The sequence below is a fragment of the Gilliamella sp. wkB292 genome (assembly GCF_001690235.1).
Classification (GTDB): Bacteria; Pseudomonadota; Gammaproteobacteria; order Enterobacterales; family Orbaceae; genus Gilliamella; species Gilliamella apicola_F.
Map to the genome: position 1 here is coordinate 22112 of NZ_LZGO01000045.1, position 23005 is coordinate 45116.

Below are 23005 nucleotides of genomic sequence, written 5' to 3' on the forward strand. Positions count from 1 at the left end.
CATCAATTGTCTAATTATTCAGTAACCCCAATGGCCTTTATAATAATGTTTTGTTTTAATTCAAATAACAGGATAAATTGCTTATCTTGTATATTGCTTACTTTTTCACTATTATGACAAAGTGTAATTTTGCACGACAATTGAGAAATCAGATGTTATTTAAAATACTAAAATTTTTCCTTAAGATTTTATTTCATGTTAAAGTTCATGGCAATCTAGATAATTTAAAACAAGATAGGCTTCTTATCACGCCTAATCATGTTTCCTTTCTCGATGGCGTTTTAATCGGTGTTTTTTTACCAGTAAAACCTGTCTTTGCTATTTATGCAGGCTATATAGACCATTGGTTGGTACGTTTAGCAAAGCATTATGTTGATTTTGTGCCAATGGATCCTATCAGTCCTATGGCAATAAAACGATTAGTTCGTGAAATTGAAAAAGGTCGTCCAATTGTTATTTTCCCTGAAGGCCGAATCACAATAACAGGTTCGTTAATGAAAATTTATGACGGCGCGGCTTTTGTTGCGGCTCGTTCTAAAGCGACTATCGTACCTGTTTGGATTGAAGGAGCAGAATTTACCCTAACCAGTCGTTTAAAAGGATTATTCAAACGGCATTTGTTTCCAAAGATAACTATTCATGTTCTTGAGCCGACCTCTATTCCAATGCCAAATGCGCCAAAAGCCAGAGACAGGCGTTACATAGCAGGTGAAAAACTGCATGAAATTATGATGAATGCCCGTATGGCAAGTCGCCCTAAATTGACACTATTCGAAGCTTTACTTGAAGCACAAGTAAAATACGGGGTTAAATCACGAATGGTGCAAGACCCGACAACATCAGAAGCATCATACCGAAACCTTCTTAAACAAATTATTGGTGTTAGCTGCATCATTGCTAAAATTACCAAAAGAAAAGAACGAGTCGGTCTGTTATTACCAAACGCTACAATTACTGTTGCAACTATTTTTGGTTTATCGGTTAAAAACAGAATTCCAGCAATGCTTAATTATACAGCGGGTACTAAAGGCATAACTTGTGCGGTAACAGCGGCTGAAATTAAAACCATTATTACTTCTCGAAAATTCATCAAAAAAGGGAAGCTTGATTATTTGCTTGAAGAAGTCAAGGGTGTTAAATGGTATTTCCTTGAAGATTTACGTAAAAGCTTAACTTTCAGTGATAAATTATATATTTTAATTCATCAATATATTCCACGTTTGGTTCAGCGTCGTCAATCTAGCGATGATGAAGCTTTAGTACTCTTTACTTCCGGCTCTGAAGGTAATCCTAAAGGTGTGGTTCATAGCCATAATAGTTTGATTGCCAATGTAGAGCAAATTCGAACAGTTATCGATCCAACACCAGCAGACCGTTTTATGTCAGCCTTACCACTGTTTCATGCTTTTGGCATTACTGCTGGTCTATTTTTACCGCTGTTTTCGGGCAGTCGAACCTTTTTATATCCAAATCCATTACACTACCGTATGGTACCCGAAATTATCTATGACCAAAATTGTACTGTTTTATTTGGTACACCAACATTCTTAGCTAACTATGCGCGATATGCTCACCCTTATGATTTTATGCGCTTACGTTACGTAGTTGCCGGTGCCGAAAAACTACCCGATTCTGTTCGAGAACAATGGAAAGATAAATATGGTATTCGTATTTTAGAAGGTTATGGTGTGACCGAATGTGCACCGGTTGTTGCTCTTAATGTGCCTATGGCCTTTAAAGCTGGCACAGTTGGACGGTTATTGCCTGGTATGATTTCACGAATAATTCCTATATCAGGGATTACCGATGGTGGCGAACTACAACTAAAAGGGCCTAATGTCATGAAAGGCTACTTGCGTGTTGAAAATCCAGGTAAGCTTGAGCCCCCTGTAGCCACAGATGAAAACGGCAAGACCGAAAAAGGCTGGTATGATACTGGCGATATTGTTGCTATTGATAACGAAGGTTTTGTCACGATTAAAGGACGCTTAAAACGATTTGCTAAGATTGCCGGTGAAATGGTGTCATTAGAAAGTGTTGAAGCTCTAGCCAAAAAAGTCGATCCCGATTCGATGAATGGTGCAACGGTAAAAACAGACTCGTCTAAAGGCGAAGCAATCGTACTGTTTACCACATCGTCTAATATTAATCGAGAATTACTCAATCAAGCCGCTCAACAACTTGGTATACCAACACTAGCCATACCGCGAGATATTCGGGTTGTTAAAGAGTTACCATTACTTGGCACAGGTAAAATCGATTTTATTACGCTAAGAAAAATGGCCGATGAATAAGTCAGAATCTACTATGAAACAATATTCACTATTAAGCAAAGGCATGGTGGCAACCATGCTAGCGCAGTTTTTTTCAGCATTTGCGGATAATGCGATCTTTTTTGCTATCCTTGCTTATATTAAAAATTTGCATTACCCACAATGGAGCCAGTCAGTATTACAAATTAGCTTTGTTGTTCCTTTTATAATTCTTTCACCTTTTGTAGGCCAATTTGCCGATAGTATGTCCAAAGGCAAAGCGATGATGATAGCCAATGGTCTAAAATTAATTGGTGCAGCAAGTATCTGCTTAAATATTAGTCCATTTATCGGTTATTTTTTAGTGGGTATAGGCGCTGCTGGTTACTCTCCAGCAAAATATGGTATTTTAGGCGAGCTAACATCAGGTGATAAGTTAATAAAAGCAAATGGTTTAATTGAAGCATCAACAATTGCAGCAATTTTGCTAGGTTCTTTGGCTGGTGGGCATATTGCCGATATGAATGTCAGTGCATCCTTACTTACTTGCGTTTTAATGTATGCACTCGCCGTAATTGCTAACATATTTATTCCCAAGTTACCGGCTGCAAGAAAAGATATTCACTGGAAATTTACCAGTATGGTGAAAGATTTTACCCACACAGTGAAAATCATCTTCAGTAATAAACAAGCGCTATATACGTTATTAGGCACCAGCCTATTTTGGGGAGCAGGCATTACATTACGTTTTTTATTGATTAGCTGGGTGCCTGTGGTTTTAGGTATTGTTGACAATTCAACCCCGACCAATCTTAATGCCATTGTTGCCATCGGTATTGTAATTGGTGCTGGTTTAGCTAGCGTGTTTATTTCAATCGATAAAACATTACGTTGTATTCCTGCTGGAATCATGATGGGCATAGCCGTTATAGTTTTTACATTGCAAAGCCATATTATTTCATCCTATATTTTATTAGTTATCATTGGTGCACTAGGTGGATTCTTCTTAGTGCCACTTAATGCTTTAATTCAAAAAATGGGCAAAGATTTAGTTGGTGCAGGTAGTGTCATATCAATCCAAAACTTAAGCGAATATAGTGCAATGATGATCATGTTAGGGCTTTATACCTTAGCTGTTGCGCTCAACCTCCCTGTTATTGCTATTGGTGTAGGCTTTGGTTGCTTATTTACACTAGTAATATTCTTTCTATGGCTAGGATTAAGAAAACATGCAAAACATTAATTTATCTTCAATGTTAACCGAGAGCCGTAATCCAGATAGTGAACAAATTGATAGCTGCTCCACATTAGAAATTCTCAAAATTATCAATAATGAAGATAAAAAAGTTGCCTTAGCAGTAGAGCAAGAATTAAGCAACATAGCTCAAGCAGTAGAGGTAATTAGTCACGCTTTGTTAAATCAAGGTAGATTAATTTACATTGGTGCTGGCACATCGGGGCGTTTAGGTATTTTAGATGCCAGTGAATGCCCACCAACTTATGGCACACCGCCTGAACTGGTTATCGGCTTAATCGCTGGTGGCCAGCAGGCAATCTTTCATGCTGTTGAAAATGCTGAAGACAATCCACAATTAGCTGAACATGATTTAACCAAGATCAATTTATCAGCAAACGATGTTTTAGTCGGAATTGCAGCTAGTGGGCGCACACCTTATGTTCTTGGTGCCATGCACTTTGCTAAATCACTGGGGTGCAAAGTTGTAAGCTTATGTTGCAATCCCAAAGCTCCAATGCTTGAATTAGCCGATATCGCTATCACCCCCATTGTTGGTGCGGAAGTGATCACCGGTTCATCAAGAATGAAAGCAGGCACAGCACAAAAACTTGTACTAAATATGTTAACCACAGCAAGTATGATTAAAATTGGCAAAGTTTACGGTAATTTAATGGTAGATGTTGAAGCAACCAATGCTAAACTGATTGAGCGCCAAATATCAATTGTTATGCAAGCAACCGATTGTGACCGACAAACAGCGACTTTAGCATTACAACAAAGTAATCGACACTGTAAAACGGCTATTTTAATGATTTTAGGTAACCTATCTTTTATGCAAGCAAAAAAAATCTTATCAGAAAATAATGGATTTATTCGTAGTGCGCTAAAAGATCATGGTTTATAAAATAACGATGAAAATAACTCTAAAAAAGATGATGTTTAGTTCATATGTATTTTTTAAAAAATAGCAAATAGTGCATTTGACAAAAGTAACCTTAATTTGATTTTTAAAGTTGCATTTGGTAAATCAAAAAACTAAGACAATCTAATTTAGCGTATAGATCACATCAGTTATCTTTGACATTGTTTGATGTGATCTAAAGTTGAGTGATAAAAAAATCCTTAAAATAAAAAACAGCAACGATATTGATTTGCATGTTAGCGAAACATACCTAACGAAATGGACAAAGAACAATCAATTAGCTTTTGAAGAAAATTATCTCAGAAGTCTAAAACGGTAGAGGTTTCAGTCAACAACTTATTGATCAATATCAAAATCCCTTACTATGGATTGAATAACTTATAATTAATTTTGCGTTAATTCGTTATTACTAAGCCACTATCTTAATAATCAATCGATAAAATAATAATACCCACCTAAATAGCTTCAACACTTATTATCACAAATAATTAAAATAACAGTATCCATTATTAAATGGATGATCAATAATTAGCAAAAATTTCGTAACTAGAATAAATGATTCTTTAAAAATAGATAAAATTCTTCTATAAAAAAATAGATTATCTATACTTAACTTATTAATAAATGTTATGATTTAACAGTTAATTATATAAAAATTAGGAATATAAACATTTGTTTTACAAACAACTATGTACCCCATATTTTTTATAAGCAGAGTATTTATGTTCAATGTTTTTACATATGACTTAACTAAACCAAACTAGTTTTTGGAGCCCATTTAAAGTAATTTTTTATTATCCAATGAGATAAATATTTGGAGGAGCGTGTATGGTAGGAATTATTCTTGCAACTCATGGTGAGTTTGCAGAAGGGATTCTACAATCAGGAACGATGATATTTGGTGAGCAAGAAAACGTTAAAGCGGTTACCTTGCATCCAAGTGACAGTCCTGAAAGTTTAAAAGAGCGAATGCTTGCTGCAATAGCAACATTCGATAATCAAGATGAAGTGCTTTTTTTAGTGGATTTATGGGGCGGAACACCTTTCAATCAAGCAAATAATTTATGTGGTGAACACAGTAATTGGGCGATTGTAGCTGGTTTAAACTTACCTATGTTAATTGAAGCTTACTCATCACGCTTTTCGATGGAAACAGCTAAAGAAATTGCCTCAGCAATTTTAGAATCCGCCAAAGAAGGCATTCGCGCAACGGTTGAACCTGCCAAAACACAAACATCTAAACCCTCTGCCGCTATTCCTGAAGGAACAGTTGTCGGTGATGGAAAGATGAAAATTGTTCTAGCTCGTATCGATTCTCGCTTATTACATGGTCAAGTCGCCACTTCTTGGACAAAATCAACCAATCCGACTCGTATTATTGTCGTATCAGATTCAGTTGCTAAGGATCAGTTAAGAAAAAAACTGATTGAAGAAGCTGCGCCTCCTGGCGTGAAAGCAAACGTCGTGCCTATTAAAAAAATTATTGAAGTTTCGCGTGATCCGCGTTTTGGTAATACCAAAGCTTTATTGCTATTTGAAAATCCTGAAGATGTACTAAGAACCATCGAAGGTGGTGTTGATATCAATGTTGTCAATGTTGGTTCGATGGCACATTCTGTGGGTAAAGTCATGGTTAATAAAGTGTTATCAATGAATGCACAAGACGTTGAAACCTTTGAAAAGTTAAAAGCTAAAAACGTCAAATTTGACGTTCGTAAAGTGCCTAATGATTCTAACGATAATATGGATGAATTATTAAAGAAAGCGAAACAAGAATTAGCTGAGCAAAAGAATTAGTTTATTTAAGAGGTTATATTATGACATTATCAATTATTGCTATCATTTTGGTGATAGTTATTGCCTTTCTAGCGGGTATGGAAGGGATTTTAGATCAGTTTCAATTTCATCAACCTTTGGTTGCTTGTTCATTAATTGGACTTGTGACCGGAAATTTAGAAGCGGGTATTGTATTAGGCGGATCATTACAAATGATTGCATTAGGTTGGGCAAACATTGGGGCAGCAGTTGCACCTGATGCAGCATTAGCCGCAGTGGCTTCATCCATCATTTTAGTTTTAGGTGGGCAAGGTGTCGCTGGTGTTTCGACCGCAATTGCAGTTGCGATTCCACTTGCTGTTGCTGGATTATTCTTAACTATGATTGTGCGAACCATTGCTGTGCCATTAGTCCATATGATGGATGCCGCAGCAGAAGAAGCAAATATTCGTAAAATAGAATTATTGCAAATTTTGGGTATCTGCTTGCAAGGTCTAAGAATCGCAATCCCAGCAGCAGCTCTTTTATTTATCCCTGCTGAAACGGTAAAAGGCGCATTAGAAGCGATGCCAGAATGGTTAACAACAGGTATGGCAATAGGCGGAGGAATGGTTGTTGCGGTTGGTTATGCCATGGTCATTAATATGATGGCAAACCGCGAAGTATGGCCATTTTTCATTATTGGCTTTGTAGTTGCAGCGATATCACAATTAACCTTAATTGCACTAGGTGCGCTTGGTATTGCCTTGGCGTTAATCTATCTTAGCCTTTCTGAACGCGGAAACTCTTCAAATGGTGGCGATAAAGGCGATCCACTTGACGACATTTTAAATGATTACTAGGAACTTGGAGAAAAAAATGACTGATAGAATTCAATTAAGCAAAAAAGATCGTTTAGCGGTTGCTTGGCGTTCGACTTTCCTCCAAGGTTCTTGGAATTATGAACGTATGCAAAATGGTGGTTGGGTTTACTCAATGATCCCAGCTATCAAAAAATTATATACCAGCAAAGAAGATCGTTCTGCTGCATTAAAACGTCACTTAGAGTTTTTTAACACTCACCCCTATTTAGCATCACCTGTGCTAGGGGTAACGCTTGCACTAGAAGAAGAGCGAGCCAACGGTGCTGCGGTTGATGATGTTGCTATCCAAGGTGTAAAAGTCGGGATGATGGGACCGTTAGCTGGTGTGGGTGATCCAGTATTCTGGTTTACAGTAAGACCGATGCTTGGTGCGCTTGGAGCTTCACTTGCACTTAGTGGTAACATTATGGGACCAATTCTATTCTTTTTACTTTGGAACATTATTCGTTGGAGCTTTATGTGGTATACCCAAGAATTTGGTTATCGTACTGGCTCAAAAATTACCGATAATTTATCTGGTGGTTTACTCCAAAAAATTACGAAAGGTGCGTCTATTTTAGGGATGTTTGTACTAGCAGCTTTGGTACAAAGGTGGGTATCAATAAAATTCCAACCAGTCGTTTCAACCGTAAAATTAGATAATGGTGCATTTATTGATTGGAATGCTTTACCAGCTGGTGCGGAAGGCATTCAAAAAGCATTGCAACAAATGCAAGCTGGATTATCTTTGACACAAGAAAAAGTTACTACCTTGCAAAATAACTTGGATCAATTAATACCAGGACTTGTACCATTACTTTTAACATTTTTATGTATGTGGTTACTACGTAAAAAAGTCTCACCTATTATCATTATCCTTGGATTATTTGTTGTAGGTATTATTGGCCACGTTATTGGTCTTTTATAAAAGATAATGTTTTAACCAACGTATTTTTAAAAAATACCGTTTTAGTTTAAAGCAACAATTTCTTAATAATCAAACTATCCTTTTCATCACATAACGATGATGAAAAGGATATCATCACTAATTCAAGTCCAGCTTGGGAACACAATAGATGGTTCAATCATTAAACACGAAGATTGATTTAACGGTAAAAGCAACAGCATTTACTGGTTTAACTGAATATGGCAATATCATAATCGGAGACAAAGCTTTTGAGTTTTATCATCAGCATGACCCGCGCAAATATATTCAAATCCCTTGGAATGAAGTCGATTTTGTTATTGCATCGGTACTATTTGGTGGTAAATGGATTCCACGTTATTCAATTCAAACCAAAAAAGATGGTACTTTTACTTTTGCTTCTAAACAACCTAAACAAGTACTTAGAGCCATTCGTGTTTATATTGATGGGCCAAAAATGGTGCGTTCATTAGGTTTTTTTGACGTGTTAAAACGAGCTTTCTTTAAGAAAAAAACAAAAAATTAAGACAATATTAAGTAAAATACACAAATAAATTAATATATTAATTTATCATGTTATTATTCCTAATAAATTGATAAAATTTTTAAGCTGATTTTAGTAATTGTCGATCTCTTTGCTTAATCAGATAAACTGCTCTTTTGAGCGAGATGCCTTCAAATAAGATTATCGCAATATTGTCATGTTCAAATTGAAATAAGGTTAACCCAGTGTAATACTAATCCCATCATAAATGTCTACAGCCTAACTTCTATAGCATATTGAATGTTATAGCTACGTCAATTGTTCAGTATAAATACAAATAATTATACCTTTTAAAAAAGCAATATAGTTATGCCTTTCTAACTCCTTTAATTCAACCGATTGTTTCTGCTCAAGAACATTATCTTTGTGGTAAATCAAATGAAACTCACCTGAAAACAATAAATCTGTATGAATATCTTTTAAAGTCGGTATTCCTGCTAATATTGTCATTACAGAACGAGTTGCCGATTTTTCGCAAGTAACGTTTAAACAAATAGCCAAAGATCATGTTACCGTCATGGGTGATGTGCTCGTAAAGCTGTCAAAGAGATTATTGCCATGGACTCAATGCTAATTGAATGACAGCTCGTCAAACAGTTACCAGCTATTTGGAGGTATAATAATTGTGCAATCACCTGTGGCATAACTTACTCTTTAGCGCTTGATATGCATGGAAAAGGGCTAAGTACGGCATTAATGGGTAAAGATATAGATTAAAACGACTGTTAATGATTATTTTTTGAACCGAATCAATCCCAGTAATTATTATTGGTGAGATTGATTATTTATAGATATTGGTTAATAAATGTATTACCTTTTATCAGCCATAAACAGCCATTGCACTTTTTGCCAGAAAGAGTATAATTTCGGGGCTTTGATTTTGTCCATGTTGGGCAAGATAAAGATTATTTTTTAATTTAAGAGGATGTTATGGTAACTATTCGTTTAGCTCGTGGTGGCTCTAAAAAGCGCCCTTTTTATCAAGTAGTTGTCACTGATAGCCGTAACCCACGTGATGGTCGTTTTATTGAGCGCGTTGGCTTTTTTAATCCAATTGCACAAGGTAAAGCAGAAGAATTACGTTTAGATCTTGATCGCGTAAATCATTGGGTAGGTTTAGGTGCAACCGTTTCTGATCGTGTTAATACATTGATCAAACAAGCACAAAAAGCTGCTTAATATTAGTAACTAATAGTAATTGTAATGATGAATACTGAGAATCTAATTGTTGTGGGTAAACTTGGTTCAAGCTACGGCATTCGTGGATGGCTCAGGATTTTTTCGTTTACAGAATTTCCAGATAGTATTTTTGATTACACACCTTGGTATATTCAGCGTGCTGGGCAATGGCAAGAAGTAATCGTAGAAAGCTTTAAACCCCATAATCAAGACATGATTGTGAAACTCAAAGGTGTTGACGATCGTGATCAAGCCAATGCATTAACTAATGCCGAAGTATTTGTCGATGCAGAAAAATTACCAGAACTTAATAATGGTGATTTTTATTGGAAAGATCTGATTGGTTGCCGAGTAAAAACAATTAATGGTTATGACTTAGGTCAGGTCACTGATTTAATGGAAACCGGTTCTAATGATGTGTTGGTTGTTAAAGCAAATCTAAAAGATGCATTTGGAGCAACAGAACGTTTAATTCCTTTTGTTGAAGAACAATTTATTAAACAAGTTGATTTAACAACAAAAATGATTGTGGTCGATTGGGATCCAGCATTTTAATTGGTAAGGTAAGAATATGTGGATTGGCGTAATTAGCCTTTTTCCCGAAATGTTCCAAGCTATTACCTGTTATGGTGTAACTGGTCGAGCCGTAAAAAATGGACTGTTAACAGTAGATTATTGGAACCCGCGCGATTTTGCGCATGATAAGCATAAGACTGTCGATGACAGACCTTATGGTGGCGGTCCTGGCATGTTAATGATGGTACAACCACTTAGAGATGCCATTCATGCAGCGAAAGCAGTAGCAGGTGAAGATACAAAAGTAATCTATCTTTCCCCACAAGGGCGCAAATTAAACCAACAAGGTGTTTGCGAGTTGTCACAATATCAAAAATTGATTTTGATTTGTGGTCGATACGAAGGTATAGATGAACGCGTTATCCAAACCGAAATTGATGAAGAATGGTCAATTGGGGATTACGTGTTAAGTGGCGGTGAATTACCGGCAATGACCATGATTGATGCTCTAGCAAGATTTATTCCTGGCGTGTTGAATCATGAATCATCAGCAGAAGAAGACTCTTTTGCTAACGGTTTACTTGATTGTCCACACTATACCAGACCAGAGGTGTTAGATGGAATGGCGGTGCCCGATGTGTTAATGTCTGGTCACCATGAAGCGATTCGTCGCTGGCGATTGAAACAATCACTAGGACGAACTTGGTTGAGAAGAGAAGATCTTCTTGAAAATCTAGCTCTGACTGATGAAGAGCAATGTTTACTCACTGAATTTCAACAAGAATACCGTGATAAACAAAGCAACTAAAATTTCAGTATAACTAGTAAGAGATAACATTATGAAAAATGCAATTATTCAGCAATTAGAACAAGAACAAATGAAAAAAGACATCCCGTCTTTTCGCCCAGGTGATACGATTGAAGTAAAAGTATGGGTTGTTGAAGGTAACAAAAAACGTCTTCAAGCTTATGAAGGTGTGGTTATTGCAATTCGCAATCGTGGTTTACATTCTGCATTTACAGTACGTAAAATTTCGAATGGCGAAGGTGTTGAACGAGTATTCCAAACTCACTCACCAATTGTTGATTCAATTACTGTGAAACGTCGTGGTCAAGTACGTCAAGCTAAACTTTACTACTTACGCGAACTTCGTGGTAAAGCGGCTCGTATTAAAGAGCGCCTTAACTAATTCTTTATTGGTTAATGATTTAAAAAAACAATATAAAATATATCTGTCTAATGATGGTCACCTTTACGGTGACCGTTTTTATATTTAAAACATACTGTTTCCTGCCAACTATCTAGCGTTGACAAAGTTAAAGCAAATTTTATTATTCTTTTGAAGGTTATGCTATGGGTGACTATCTTTTTGAAATTCTTGCAACAACTATAAAATTGTTCGCATTAATGACACCACCAGCAGTTTTGAGCGCATTTTTAAGTGGCACAAAACAATATGATGAACAACAACGCCGAAAAACTGCACTTAAAACATCGTGTGCCGTTTTTATCATTGGTATTGTGTTATTCTTTTTTGGTAATGCCATGTTTAGTGTGTTTGGTTTTACACTCGATGCTTTTAGAATTGGCTCCGGCGCATTACTATTTATTACAGCGGTTTCGTTGATGAATGATTCACCTGAAAAAAATAAAATTCATACTGATGATGATGATATTAGTGTGGTTCCTCTTGCAATACCTTTATGTATGGGTCCCGCCTCGATCGGTACGATTATTGTTATGGGGACAAGTTCCGTAGGTATGCAAAATCTGATTGGTGCCCTTTCGCTATTGATTGCCTCAAGCGGTATTTATGCCATGTTGCTATGTGCTAAAACAATCGCTAAAGTGCTAAAAAATACCGGTATATCAATTTTATCAAAATTAACTGGATTACTTATATCCGCTATTGCGGCACAAGTTGTTTTTACTGGTGTAGCTGCTTTTCTAAAATAGTACAGACAAATTGAGATATAATTAATAAAACGTGATTCGGTTTTGTTTCAACAATAATAGAGTTAATAATCAATCCTATGTAATCAAGACAATATGTTTATTGACTCGATTACATAAAAAGTACCGATTAACGACTTTTTTCGAGATTACGTTTTTTATAGAAAAAGTAAGAAATAAGAATAATAACAATTAATACTACTTCAGATAATAAAATAAAGTAACCTGACTCATCAAACCAAACGCCCATAATAATCACTGTATTTGCAATAATTGATATAATGGCTAACCAAGGAAATAAAGGCGATCTGAATTTAATCATCTCTTTAGGGTACTGACCAGTATTGACACCTTTACGAAAACGGTACTGACACCAGGCTATAACAATCCAAGCAAAACAACCGACTTGTCCAGTACTTGCAACTAAATAGATATAAAGTTTTTCAGCAGCAATATATTTAGAAAATAAGGATACTAATGCAATAAGTGCAATAAATAAAATCCCTTTAGTTGGCACACCTCGTTTATTCACATCTGAAAAATATTTTGGCGCTAAGTTATCTTGAGCCATAGACCATAACATTCTTGAACTAGCATAAATTGCTGAATTTGCAGCTGAAATGGCAGCACAAAAAATAACAAACAGCATGCCATAAGAGGCAAAGCTAATACCTGCCTTATTAAATACCCATATAAAAGGGCTGATCTCGGTATGTTCTGTGCCATAAGGATAAACCAGTGCTAATACCGCAATCGCTAACACGTAAAACAAAATGATACGAAATGCAACACCGGTAATAATTTTTGGTAATACCGCTTGTGGTGATTGCGCTTCACCAGCAGCATTACCAATTAACTCAACACCTTGAAACGAATAAGTTACAATGGTCATACAGACAAAAATCGATAAAAAACCATTTGGAAACCAGCCATGTTCTGTCTTAAGTGTTGGTAAAACGTGGGTTTGGTTATATTCTTGACATAACAAATAAATGCCAATACAAATAAACGCAATAATCGCCAAGACTTTAATGGTTGAAAACCAATATTCACTTTCACCAAATGCACGAACAGAAGTTAAATGCACACAAGTGATAACTGTAAGGATTAAAAGACTAAAAAGATAAATAGGAATCGCAGGAAAAACTTGATGGGCTATCATAGCAGCAGCAGTCAAATCAGCTGCCATCGACAGTACCCAACTTAACCAATATAACCAACCAATGGTATAACTCCAAATTGGGTTCGGAATAAACATTAATGCATAATGTTGAAAAGAACCTGCATGGGGAAAAGCACAAGAAAGCTCACCTAAACATAACATAGTAGCAAGCATAATACTGCCAGCCATTAAATAAGCAATAATAGTACCTAATGGGCCTACTGTACTAAGCGGTGCGGCAATACCAATAAATAATCCCGTACCGATTGATCCCCCTAACGAAATCATCAATAAGTGACGATTTTTTAGATTTTTCTTTAAACTACTGGGAGAAGGGCTTTCTTGTGATTCTGATGTTGCCATGTAAACCGCCTAATAATTAATAACAGCTGCTGGCGTAACCAGCAGCTAACACGAATTAATAAATAAAACGTTTTTCTACACCATTTGTTTGGCAAGCCATAAGTAAGGCTGTGTAATCAAGTTCAAAACCAATGATATCGCCAACACGCAATGTTTCAGTAACATCTTCAATATCGACAATAGTATGATCACTGGTCTGTCCTAAAACAGTAATACTATCATTAATCGGTACACAGTTTTCAGACGGTACATCTTGACGTCCAAAAGCGAGAAGCGCGCGTTTACGCGTACCATGATCAACAAAGGTTTTACTATTTAAAAACGCATCTACACCTAACTCACCAACAGGAACAGTTGGTTTACTATTGAGTTCAATAATTTGCGCATACAATTTATACAAATTACTGCATGCTTTATCGACAGGTTTATTTGAGTGATGGAATTCATCTAAATACTTCATATCCACATACTCAATACCAAACTCATGTAAACCACCAATTCTGATGTGATTTAAGCCTTCAGGCCAAACACCTTTATCAAGTAAATGATAACTCGTACAGTTACCCGCTGATAAATATTTGATCTTAATGTTACAAGCTTGCTCTACTTTACGCGCAATTTGTAAAAAGTCTACTCCATTTTTTACAGTCGGTAAAACCGTACCATAGCAATTGAAGTTTGTTCCAAGACCGTAAAGTTCAACACCAGGTAACGATAAGATAAGTTTGACAGTATCGATGATATCATCAACATGTTCAAACCAAATACCTTCACGTAAATCACCCATATCCACCATTAATAAAACCTGATGAATTTTCTGCTGTTTAACCGCTTCATCAGAAAGTGCTTGGATAACTTGTTTTTCACTGTTTAAGCTAATGTCAGCATATTTAACGACATCACTGATTTCACTCAAACAAGGACTACGTAATAAACACGTTTTGCAATTTAACGCGTCTTTAAGTTTTTTTAGATTGTAAGTTCTTGACTCGGCAATCACATCAATACCACCATCAAGCACCGCTTTGGCGGTTTCAACACAACCATCAAAGACTTTATTGACCGCCATCACTTCAATGCCGTGCTTAGCAAGTATCTCTTTTTCGACTCGCGCATTATTCCTTAATTTGCGCAAATCAATTTCCAATATAGGTTTGTACATACTCTTACTCCTCTATATTATTGTTGTTGCAAACGATTACGTTTTTGTGCTCGGTAATATATCCATTCAGCTAGGACAATTGCAAGCACTGCACCACCAACAATTTTCGCAATATACTCAACATAACCACCCATATCAATTTGTGCAGGTGGAATAAAGACTAAGATCACCGCAAATAGCGTAGATAAGAATCCTAAACCTGGTAAAACAATTGGTAATACTTTACCTGGTATCTTAAAGCTACGTGGTACATCTGGTTGAGTAATACGTAAACGATAGTAAGCAATAAACATCACTAAGTAAGGGATAAAGTAACAAATTGTTGTTAATGCGGTTAACATCCAATAAGCTGCTGCAATACTTGGTGATACAAACGTTGAGAAACAAAGTACCGTTACAATTATTGCTTGGATAACTAAAGCAAATGCTGGTGTTTGATATACAGGATGTAAACGACCAATACGTTCACCAAGCAAATTATCTTCTTTAGATGCTTCTTGTAACATATAAATAGGACCAACTAACCATGAGTTAATTTGACCTAATGCACCAAAGAATAAACAAATTGCCATAACCGGTAATAACCAAGGCATATGTAACTCTTTAGCCGCCGCTTCCATCGCTTGCATTACGCCAGCAACAATATCAGTATCAGCCGCAGGTAATAAAGTATTAATTGCCCAAGTACCTATCATGTAAATACCAACAATAACAATTGCCGATACCGCCATCGCTTTAGGGAAGTCTCGTTGTGGATCGCGTGTACGTCCGGCAATCATTGGTGCCACTTCAAGACCAGCAAAAGCAAACATCATACTAGATAAAAACACGATGGTATCCCAACTGCTTAAATCTGGGATCCAATCACTAACATGACTATAATCAGTTGCCATCGGGTGACCGGTTAATAACCAAACAATAGCTAATAACACAATAATTGCAGCAGGAATAAATACCCCAAGCCATGCACTCACACTATTGATAATTTTGGTCCACTGCATACCGCGAATATTCATCAGTGTCAAAATCCAGAATACCACCATCGAACCTACACCAATAAACACCTGATTTTGCGCCAAATCGGCACTAAACATATAGCCAATTGCGGTAAAACCAAATTGCAACATAAGTGGGAAAAACAGCACACAAGAAAATAAGAAGCAAACAACAACAATCCAACCAATACGTTTACCAAACGCTTCTTTTACCCACACAAAGATCCCACCATCTTTTGGCCAGCCTGTGGAAAGCTCACCACATACCATCGCTAATGGGAAAAACAAACAAAATGCAGCAAGTAACCAAAGCACCATTGCTGATGCCCCATAAGGCGCCACATTAGGAATTTGACGTAAACTTAATATTGCAATGACATTCATAAACACAATGTCTTTAATACCAAGTAAACTTGAACCTTTAGAATCACTCATAAAATAACCTCACATTATAATATCTGGAGCACGATGTGCCCCAGATAACTCATGATTAATACACGTCGTATCCAACCATATCTTCGTAAGTGTCCTCACGGCGAATCAATCGATCTTTGCCTTCTTTATCAATCATAACAACAGCAGTACGTGGGCGATTGTTATAAACAGTTTGACTTTCGATGGTATAAGCACCCGCATCAAGGAAAGCGACAATATCACCAATTTGAGTATCTTTTGGCATTAAAAATTCTTCATCTTTAACCCCTACATGATAATAGTCGCCACCATCACATAATGGTCCTGCTAATTTGATGTATTCATCATGTGCTTCGTTGATTTTTGAAGCATTGAAAACATAGAAGAACCAATCAAAATGTTGACTATCAGAAAGAACACTATAACCTGCATCAACAAATTTCCATTCAACATGCTCTTCGATGTTACCGTCTAAATCGTAATTAGTCTTACGTTTTTCACAAGCTACTTCGGTTAACAATACTGCAGCTGAACTTGTTACTTTACGTCCTGGTTCAATACAAATTTCAACATCTTTACGCCATTTGTGTACTTCACTGATTACCGCATCAGCAAAATCTTGTGCTGTAATACCTGCGTACATGTTGTCTTCTAGTGGGTTACCATTTTCTTCATCATATTTGTATGGAACAGGAATACCACCACCAACGTTGATTAAATCAAATTTAATACCAAGTACTTCTTCTAAACGACGTGATTCATCAACTAATACTTTCGTTGCTTTAGCAAAAGGCTCTGCTTCAGGTACCTGATCGCCAACATGCATATGCAAACCACGAAGATGTACATAAGGCATTTCAAGAATACGACGACAAGTTTCTTCAGCTTGTTCAAGGTCGATACCTGATTTAGCATGATAAGCAGTGACTAACTCTGCATGAGTTGCAGAAGGTACATTTGGCTCAACACGCACACACACGTTTGCTACTTTTTTCAAACGCTGTGAAATTTCATCAATAATATCAAGTTCATATAAGCTATCTACATTAATAATATAAAGATCATTTTTGATAGCAAATTCTAAATCAACAGGTTTTTTAACCACACCGTTGAAAACAATTTGGCTTCCTGGAAAACCAATTTCCAAACATTTACGCACTTCAAACATCGAATTAGCTTCAGCATAAATACCAGCATCTTTAATCGCTTTGAGTACGCCCATAACTGAACAAGTTTTAGATGCATAGAAAATTTTGGTATTTGGATGTGCCTTAAATGCATCTTTAATTTCTTGAACGTTACGATCAATTTCTTTTTCAGAAAACACATAAAAAGGAGTTGGATATTTTTTGGCTAAATCGACTAAATCAATGCCATCAAAACAAAGTTTGCTGCCTTCCGCACTAAAACGACGATCTTTGGTTATAAGATTGGTGCGTATTTTGTTATAATTAGACATAATTGTGTCAGACATATGACCTCCAGTTAATTAGTACATAAAAAAGTACACAATGAATAAGAAAAAAAGCTTTTCTCAGGTAATGCAATCAGCATGCCAACTTAAAAAAATATAAAAATCAATAAATTAAATATATAGACATAGAAATAATATTAGTCATTTAGTAAAAAATATGTTTTTATGACGAATATTTGTCATTATTAGTGATGGTTGAACAAACTAAAGCTAGTTATATTTAGCAAATAATCCTAATTTCAAAGGTACGGATATCATGATAATCGATCCTGAATTATTAAAAGCATTAGAACTATTTAAACATTTTTTTGATTTAATGCATCAGCCAATGGCCATTATTGATAAAGAAGGTAAATATATTTATTACAATCAGGAAAGCGCAGAACTTGATGGTTACTCAGAAGAACAAGCTATTGGTAAACCATTGCTTAAAGTTTATCCTAATTTGAAAAAAGAAGATAGTACAATGTTGCAAGCATTACAACAAGGTAAGGAATATCAAGATAATTACCAATCTTACTATAATCATTTAGGTAAACTTGTTGATTATTTACATACTACAGTACCACTTTACAACAGTAAAAAAGAGATTATTGGTGCGGTAGAAATAGGCCGTAATTTATCTGATGTAAGGCAACTTCAAGATCAAGTCTTCACACTCAATAGAAAACTGTATCAAAATAAAGAACAACCCTTACCTGAAATTGTTTTTGTTTCGAATAAAATGCAGGACGTTATCGATCAAACTAATATTTTAGGTCGAAACGACGTTCCTGTACTGATTGTAGGTGAAACAGGCACGGGCAAAGAATTATTTGCTCGATTAATTCATCAAACCAGCCATCGCCGTGATAAGGCTTTTATTTCACTTAATTGTAGTGCATTACCGACAACGCTTATCGAAAGTACTTTGTTTGGAACCGTTAAAGGGGCATTTACTGGTGCTGAAAATCGACAAGGCTATTTAGAACTCGCCAATGGAGGCACACTATTTCTAGATGAACTTAATGCCATGCCTTTAGATATGCAAAGCAAATTATTACGATTTCTTCAAGAAAAAACCTATTGGCAATTAGGGGGTAATAAAGAGATACATTCAGATGTTCGTATTGTAGCAGCGATGAATGAATCCCCAGCGGAACTGTTACAAAGTGGTAAAATGCGCAGCGATCTTTTTTATCGCTTAAATGTTGGTTTAATTAAATTACCCGCTTTACGAGAAAGAACAGAAGATATTCCGGTTTTAGCGCGTTATTTTATCGATAAACATAAAAATGATTTTAACGTTATTATTAGCGGTATTAGTGAACATGCACTTAAACAGTTAATGTCAGCACCATGGCCTGGCAATGTAAGAATGCTAGAAAATGCAATTGTACGAAGTATGGTATTACAAAGTGAACCGGGCGAATTACAACAAATAACCTTAGATGAAGAATTATTTGATATTAACAGCCCATATGCCGTAGTTGAAACAAATAATCAACCCGACAAAAATAATCCAACTACCCCACCTAACGGCAATAATTTAACTGAACAAGTGGAAAATTATGAACGTCAATTAATTATTGATGCATTAAATCAAGCCAATGGCAAAATTATCACTGCGGCTAAATTATTGAATATTTCCCGTACAACTTTACAATATAAAGTCAAAAAATATCATATTCAAATGGGTGTTATCGATAGTTAGATAACAATATAAAATCAATTAAAGCTCTGTGCGCAAGCAAAAGCGCTACTCCAAGCCCACTGAAAATTATACCCACCTAGCCAACCAGCAACATCGACAACTTCGCCGATAAAATACAGGTTTGGTTGGGTATTGGCTGCCATTGTTTTAGATGAAAGTGCATCAGTACTCACGCCGCCTAAAGTCACTTCGGCTGTTCGATACCCTTCAGTACCATTTGGAATAATGCGCCACTGGGTTAACTTTTTATACAATTCAAACTGTTGTTTTGGATTAAGCTGCTTAACAATAGTGTCAGAAATGAAATTAAGTTGTATTAATACGTCAACCAATCTTTTAGGTAGAATTTGTGCTAAACAGTTTTTTAAACTTTGATTACGATTGCTTTCCAATAAAGGCTTAAATGTCGATTCAAACTCTAAATCCGGTAAAAGATTAATAGTGATTTCCTCTCCTACTTGCCAATAACTAGAAATTTGTAGAATCGCTGGTCCTGACAATCCACGATGAGTAAAGAGTAGATTCTCTTTAAAACTGATTCGTTCATTAGATACTTCAACTAAAACAGCAATTCCTGATAACGAAGATAACACATCTAACAAAGGCTTATGTAACGTAAATGGCACAAGCCCCGCTTTGACTGGCACAATAGGAATCGAAAATTTTTCAGCAATTTTATACCCAATAGCAGTCATACCTAGTGCTGGCATCGACTGTCCACCGGTTGCAATAATTAGTTTATCAGTATCAACAAAGCCTTGAGAAGTAGATAACTTAAATCCTTGCTGTTCAGCCTCCACATCTTCGAGTTGTGTTTTTAACATAAACTTAACTTGCCCTTTCTGACACTCTTGAATAAGCATATCAACAATATCTTGAGCTGAATTATCACAAAATAACTGACCATGATCCTTTTCATGATAGGCAATATGATATTGATTAACGAGTTGGATAAAATCCCATTGGGAAAATCGTTTTAATGCAGATTTACAAAAGTGCCGATTTTGCGATATATAATGTTTTGCCTCAACATCGAGATTAGTAAAATTACATTTACCACCACCAGACATTAATATTTTACGTCCTAATTTTTTACCATTATCAATGACTGTTACATCAAAGCCTTTTTGACCAAGTAATCCCGCACAAAAAAGCCCTGCAGCACCAGCACCGACAATTGTTATTTTGGTTTGCATAACTAATATGTCCAAAAGAAAAGGTGCTAGATTATAACAGTATACAATTGCCACTTATAGTCGTCATTTTATACTTGATTAAATGCATTAGCTGAAACTTATTTAAAACACCAATTTAATGGTTCACAGTCGTATATGATTAGCTTCTCTTCTAACTTTTTAATTTCGTTAGACAATTCAATTTGTTGCAGTGTTAGTTTCTTGTCGGGGGCATCTTTATAATCAGCAGGAAAACGCTCATATTCTCTTCTTTGCTTTTCTAAGCCTTGCTTTGTTAATTCTCATTGTCAATAAAAACCAACTGAGAAGTTTCTTTTTTTATGCTCATAAGACATTAATATCAGCTAGCCCAAATTTTAGTTATTATAATAAGATTACTCAGCCAATTTTTGATCTATGTCCTCTATTTTTTGACGTAGTTGTTCTGTTAAGCATTTGGTAATCTTATAGGTAAAATTCTTCGTTTCATCCTGATAATTTGGCGTTTTTGAAGTTAAACACACCATATTAATTTCTTTGTCTATTATTTCCATAAACTCGTTAGCATGAGAATTTTTAGTTTTAAGAAAATTTAAGATTATTGACAAATGTTTTTTTCTTTTCCATTCTCAAATTTATACGTACATTTAATTGACTGTTGTAAATTAAATTTACCATTATCATCAATAGAGTATTTATTCCATGATTTAAGCCAATCACCTTCTTCAAAATGTGAAACTTGTAGTATATATATATAATTATTAATGAAATAGTATTGAGATTCTGCGTAAAAACTTTCAATATTATATTTCTCATAATAGAGTGGAATTTCATCTATTATTTTATTATTTAATTCTGTAAAAAGTCTCACTTCTATGTTCAGATCTTCTGGATAAATTTGTGTTTTAGTTTTTTTTAAGAAAATATTAATACCATTTATTGGAGAAAGGTATATTTTTTCATTTGATACCATTTGATTAATTATTTCACTATAATTAAAAGTTATTTTCGATAAAATACATTTCTTTTTTTCCATATCTATTTCTTTTTGTGTTTTACCACTTTCATATGGATTAACTGACAAACATGTAGAATCTATTGTTTTCACAAGTTTTTTTTTACTAACCAAACTATCTCCTTGATATATTTTTGATTTATAGTTTGTAATCTTTTTATCAAGATTGTTCTCAACTTCAGCATGAGAATGAATAGTAAAAAAATAACAAAGTATGATAAATAGTCTTCTTTTCATCTGTCTTCATCTTTTATTCGAATAACAAATATCATATATTGATTTCTTTTAGAGGTAGCAAAACCTTAACGATGATATTCTTAATCTTTTTGACATTTTACAACTCTTTGTCTATCACGATGTTTACATGAAATCGATTCCAATAACTTGAAGTGCCCACTATTATCTATTTTATAATGTCTCCATTTTTCAATATCTCGTGTTTCGTCACTACCAACATAATTTAATAACCAAATATTCTTAAAATTTTTATCAATATAGTAATACTGTAAAAAAGCAGCTGATTCTAAAATTTTTTCTTTAAAAATTGATAAGTTATCTATTAATTTATTATTTTTTTCAATATTCAAAAATATTTCGAAATCAAACTCTCCATGCTGCTTTTTAGTTAAATTGTATCGATATTCTCCTTTTTGATATATCTCTTTCTTTTTATTAAATGAAGTATCACTAACTTTACCAAAATATTGACCTAATTCTTTTAAATCGCACTCATTAGCAAAGTAAGAATCAGAATAAGATCCATCAGTGGGAAAATCACACTTCTTATTCATATCCTCTACAATTTTTTTATTAGTCAACATGGGATGACCAAACCAACTAAACTCTCGATTTGGTACCTGATAATTAAATCCTCGATAAGTTATGGGAGATTCATTATTTTTTTTCAATTGCTTCGAAAATATTATTAAGTAATCTGACTTAGTTAGAAAAACAAAATAATTATCGATCTTTATTAAATCAGTTAAACCCGCTTCCAAGCATAAATTATCGTCATGATTATTAGTAAATTTGATTGCCTCAAATTGATCGCCTAAAAGGATCCCTTCTTCTGAAAAAATTTTTTTATATTCCTCTACTTTTTCTGGAGTTTTCCAATAAGATAAAGGTGTAGTAAGATTTGTTGATGTTTCATAGTGGATAAGACAAATTGTATCAACTATAATATTTCCATCAATTAATATTAGTTTAATTCGCGAATACTTTTCCGTTAAAATCTCTCTGTCATAATCTGATTCATTACCAAAAACAGAATTTTTTGAAACTTTATAATAATCCCAAATATCCGGTGATTCATTTGAATGAACAATTCCTATAGAAAAAATAAACAATAAAATCAAAGTTAAAAAATTTTTTTTCATTCCCTTTATCCTTCTCATTTAAATCG

Annotated in this window: 21 protein-coding genes; 13 read left to right on the forward strand and 8 right to left on the reverse strand. The window is 35.0% G+C overall.

Annotated features, from left to right (window positions below):
- The first annotated feature begins 152 nt into the window (after positions 1 to 152).
- From aas to A9G09_RS04435, 7 genes are all read left to right on the forward strand, one after another.
- Positions 153 to 2294, forward strand: a complete 2142-nt coding sequence (gene aas / locus A9G09_RS04405; RefSeq protein WP_065633694.1) for a bifunctional acyl-ACP--phospholipid O-acyltransferase/long-chain-fatty-acid--ACP ligase — start codon at positions 153 to 155, stop codon at positions 2292 to 2294.
- The gene (lplT, locus tag A9G09_RS04410) at positions 2287 to 3495 is read left to right on the forward strand and encodes a lysophospholipid transporter LplT (protein WP_218056832.1); all 1209 of its coding nucleotides are present in this window, start codon (positions 2287 to 2289) and stop codon (positions 3493 to 3495) included. The genes aas and lplT overlap by 8 nt, the downstream gene beginning before the upstream one ends.
- Positions 3482 to 4393, forward strand: coding sequence for an N-acetylmuramic acid 6-phosphate etherase (murQ, locus tag A9G09_RS04415; RefSeq protein ID WP_065633695.1), 912 nt, complete (start codon positions 3482 to 3484; stop codon positions 4391 to 4393). Before lplT ends, murQ begins: the two co-directional genes overlap by 14 nt.
- A gap of 846 nt (positions 4394 to 5239) precedes the next feature.
- Positions 5240 to 6208, forward strand: a complete 969-nt coding sequence (locus A9G09_RS04420; protein ID WP_065633696.1) for a mannose/fructose/sorbose PTS transporter subunit IIA — start codon at positions 5240 to 5242, stop codon at positions 6206 to 6208.
- Between the two features lie 20 nt (positions 6209 to 6228).
- Positions 6229 to 7029, forward strand: a complete 801-nt coding sequence (locus tag A9G09_RS04425; protein WP_065633697.1) for a PTS mannose/fructose/sorbose transporter subunit IIC — start codon at positions 6229 to 6231, stop codon at positions 7027 to 7029.
- A gap of 16 nt (positions 7030 to 7045) precedes the next feature.
- Positions 7046 to 7957 (forward strand): PTS system mannose/fructose/sorbose family transporter subunit IID, encoded by a 912-nt coding sequence (locus A9G09_RS04430; protein ID WP_065633698.1) that lies wholly within the window; start codon positions 7046 to 7048, stop codon positions 7955 to 7957.
- A gap of 148 nt (positions 7958 to 8105) precedes the next feature.
- A complete protein-coding gene (locus tag A9G09_RS04435; protein ID WP_065633699.1) occupies positions 8106 to 8480 on the forward strand; it encodes a DUF956 family protein in 375 nt (124 codons plus the stop codon).
- Between the two features lie 267 nt (positions 8481 to 8747).
- Here the strand turns inward: A9G09_RS04435 and A9G09_RS04440 are convergent, their stop codons facing one another.
- A complete protein-coding gene (locus A9G09_RS04440) occupies positions 8748 to 8999 on the reverse strand; it encodes a hypothetical protein (RefSeq protein ID WP_065633700.1) in 252 nt (83 codons plus the stop codon).
- A gap of 429 nt (positions 9000 to 9428) precedes the next feature.
- On the opposite strand from A9G09_RS04440, the gene rpsP reads away from it, so the two are divergent.
- The 5 genes from rpsP (at position 9429) to A9G09_RS04465 (ending at position 12150) form a co-directional block, all read left to right on the forward strand.
- Complete coding sequence (rpsP, locus tag A9G09_RS04445; protein WP_025314644.1) at positions 9429 to 9677, forward strand: 30S ribosomal protein S16; 249 nt, start codon at positions 9429 to 9431, stop codon at positions 9675 to 9677.
- Positions 9678 to 9701: 24 nt separating this feature from the next.
- The gene (gene rimM, locus A9G09_RS04450; RefSeq protein WP_141671527.1) at positions 9702 to 10232 is read left to right on the forward strand and encodes a ribosome maturation factor RimM; all 531 of its coding nucleotides are present in this window, start codon (positions 9702 to 9704) and stop codon (positions 10230 to 10232) included.
- 16 nt (positions 10233 to 10248) lie between these two features.
- Positions 10249 to 11001: a tRNA (guanosine(37)-N1)-methyltransferase TrmD gene (gene trmD, locus A9G09_RS04455; protein ID WP_065633702.1), complete on the forward strand. Its 753-nt coding sequence runs from the start codon at positions 10249 to 10251 to the stop codon at positions 10999 to 11001.
- 31 nt (positions 11002 to 11032) lie between these two features.
- The gene (rplS, locus tag A9G09_RS04460; RefSeq protein ID WP_065633703.1) at positions 11033 to 11383 is read left to right on the forward strand and encodes a 50S ribosomal protein L19; all 351 of its coding nucleotides are present in this window, start codon (positions 11033 to 11035) and stop codon (positions 11381 to 11383) included.
- Positions 11384 to 11547: 164 nt separating this feature from the next.
- On the forward strand, positions 11548 to 12150 hold the full coding sequence (locus A9G09_RS04465; protein WP_065633704.1) for a MarC family protein: 603 nt from the start codon (positions 11548 to 11550) through the stop codon (positions 12148 to 12150).
- A gap of 127 nt (positions 12151 to 12277) precedes the next feature.
- Here the strand turns inward: A9G09_RS04465 and A9G09_RS04470 are convergent, their stop codons facing one another.
- Genes A9G09_RS04470 through A9G09_RS04485 form a run of 4 tightly spaced genes read right to left on the reverse strand, consistent with a single transcriptional unit; the run spans position 12278 to position 17717 of the window.
- The gene (locus A9G09_RS04470) at positions 12278 to 13672 is read right to left on the reverse strand and encodes an amino acid permease (protein ID WP_065633705.1); all 1395 of its coding nucleotides are present in this window, start codon (positions 13670 to 13672) and stop codon (positions 12278 to 12280) included.
- Between the two features lie 55 nt (positions 13673 to 13727).
- A complete protein-coding gene (locus A9G09_RS04475; RefSeq protein WP_065633706.1) occupies positions 13728 to 14834 on the reverse strand; it encodes an alanine/ornithine racemase family PLP-dependent enzyme in 1107 nt (368 codons plus the stop codon).
- Between the two features lie 17 nt (positions 14835 to 14851).
- Positions 14852 to 16264 carry an APC family permease gene (locus A9G09_RS04480; protein WP_065633707.1) on the reverse strand — a complete coding sequence of 471 codons (1413 nt, stop codon included), beginning with the start codon at positions 16262 to 16264 and terminating at the stop codon, positions 14852 to 14854.
- A 55-nt stretch (positions 16265 to 16319) separates the two neighbouring features.
- On the reverse strand, positions 16320 to 17717 hold the full coding sequence (locus A9G09_RS04485; protein ID WP_065633708.1) for an alanine racemase: 1398 nt from the start codon (positions 17715 to 17717) through the stop codon (positions 16320 to 16322).
- 253 nt (positions 17718 to 17970) lie between these two features.
- Here A9G09_RS04485 and A9G09_RS04490 point away from each other — a divergent pair, with 253 nt between their 5' ends.
- Positions 17971 to 19410: a sigma 54-interacting transcriptional regulator gene (locus A9G09_RS04490; protein WP_141671528.1), complete on the forward strand. Its 1440-nt coding sequence runs from the start codon at positions 17971 to 17973 to the stop codon at positions 19408 to 19410.
- 14 nt (positions 19411 to 19424) lie between these two features.
- Here A9G09_RS04490 and A9G09_RS04495 read toward each other — a convergent pair whose 3' ends face one another.
- The 3 genes from A9G09_RS04495 to A9G09_RS04510 form a co-directional block, all read right to left on the reverse strand.
- Positions 19425 to 20606, reverse strand: coding sequence for an NAD(P)/FAD-dependent oxidoreductase (locus tag A9G09_RS04495; protein WP_065633710.1), 1182 nt, complete (start codon positions 20604 to 20606; stop codon positions 19425 to 19427).
- 577 nt (positions 20607 to 21183) lie between these two features.
- The gene (locus A9G09_RS04505) at positions 21184 to 21837 is read right to left on the reverse strand and encodes a hypothetical protein (protein ID WP_065633712.1); all 654 of its coding nucleotides are present in this window, start codon (positions 21835 to 21837) and stop codon (positions 21184 to 21186) included.
- Positions 21838 to 21917: 80 nt separating this feature from the next.
- Entirely contained in the window at positions 21918 to 22979 is a 1062-nt protein-coding gene (locus A9G09_RS04510; RefSeq protein ID WP_065633713.1) for a hypothetical protein, read from the reverse strand.
- Positions 22980 to 23005 lie beyond the last annotated feature (26 nt).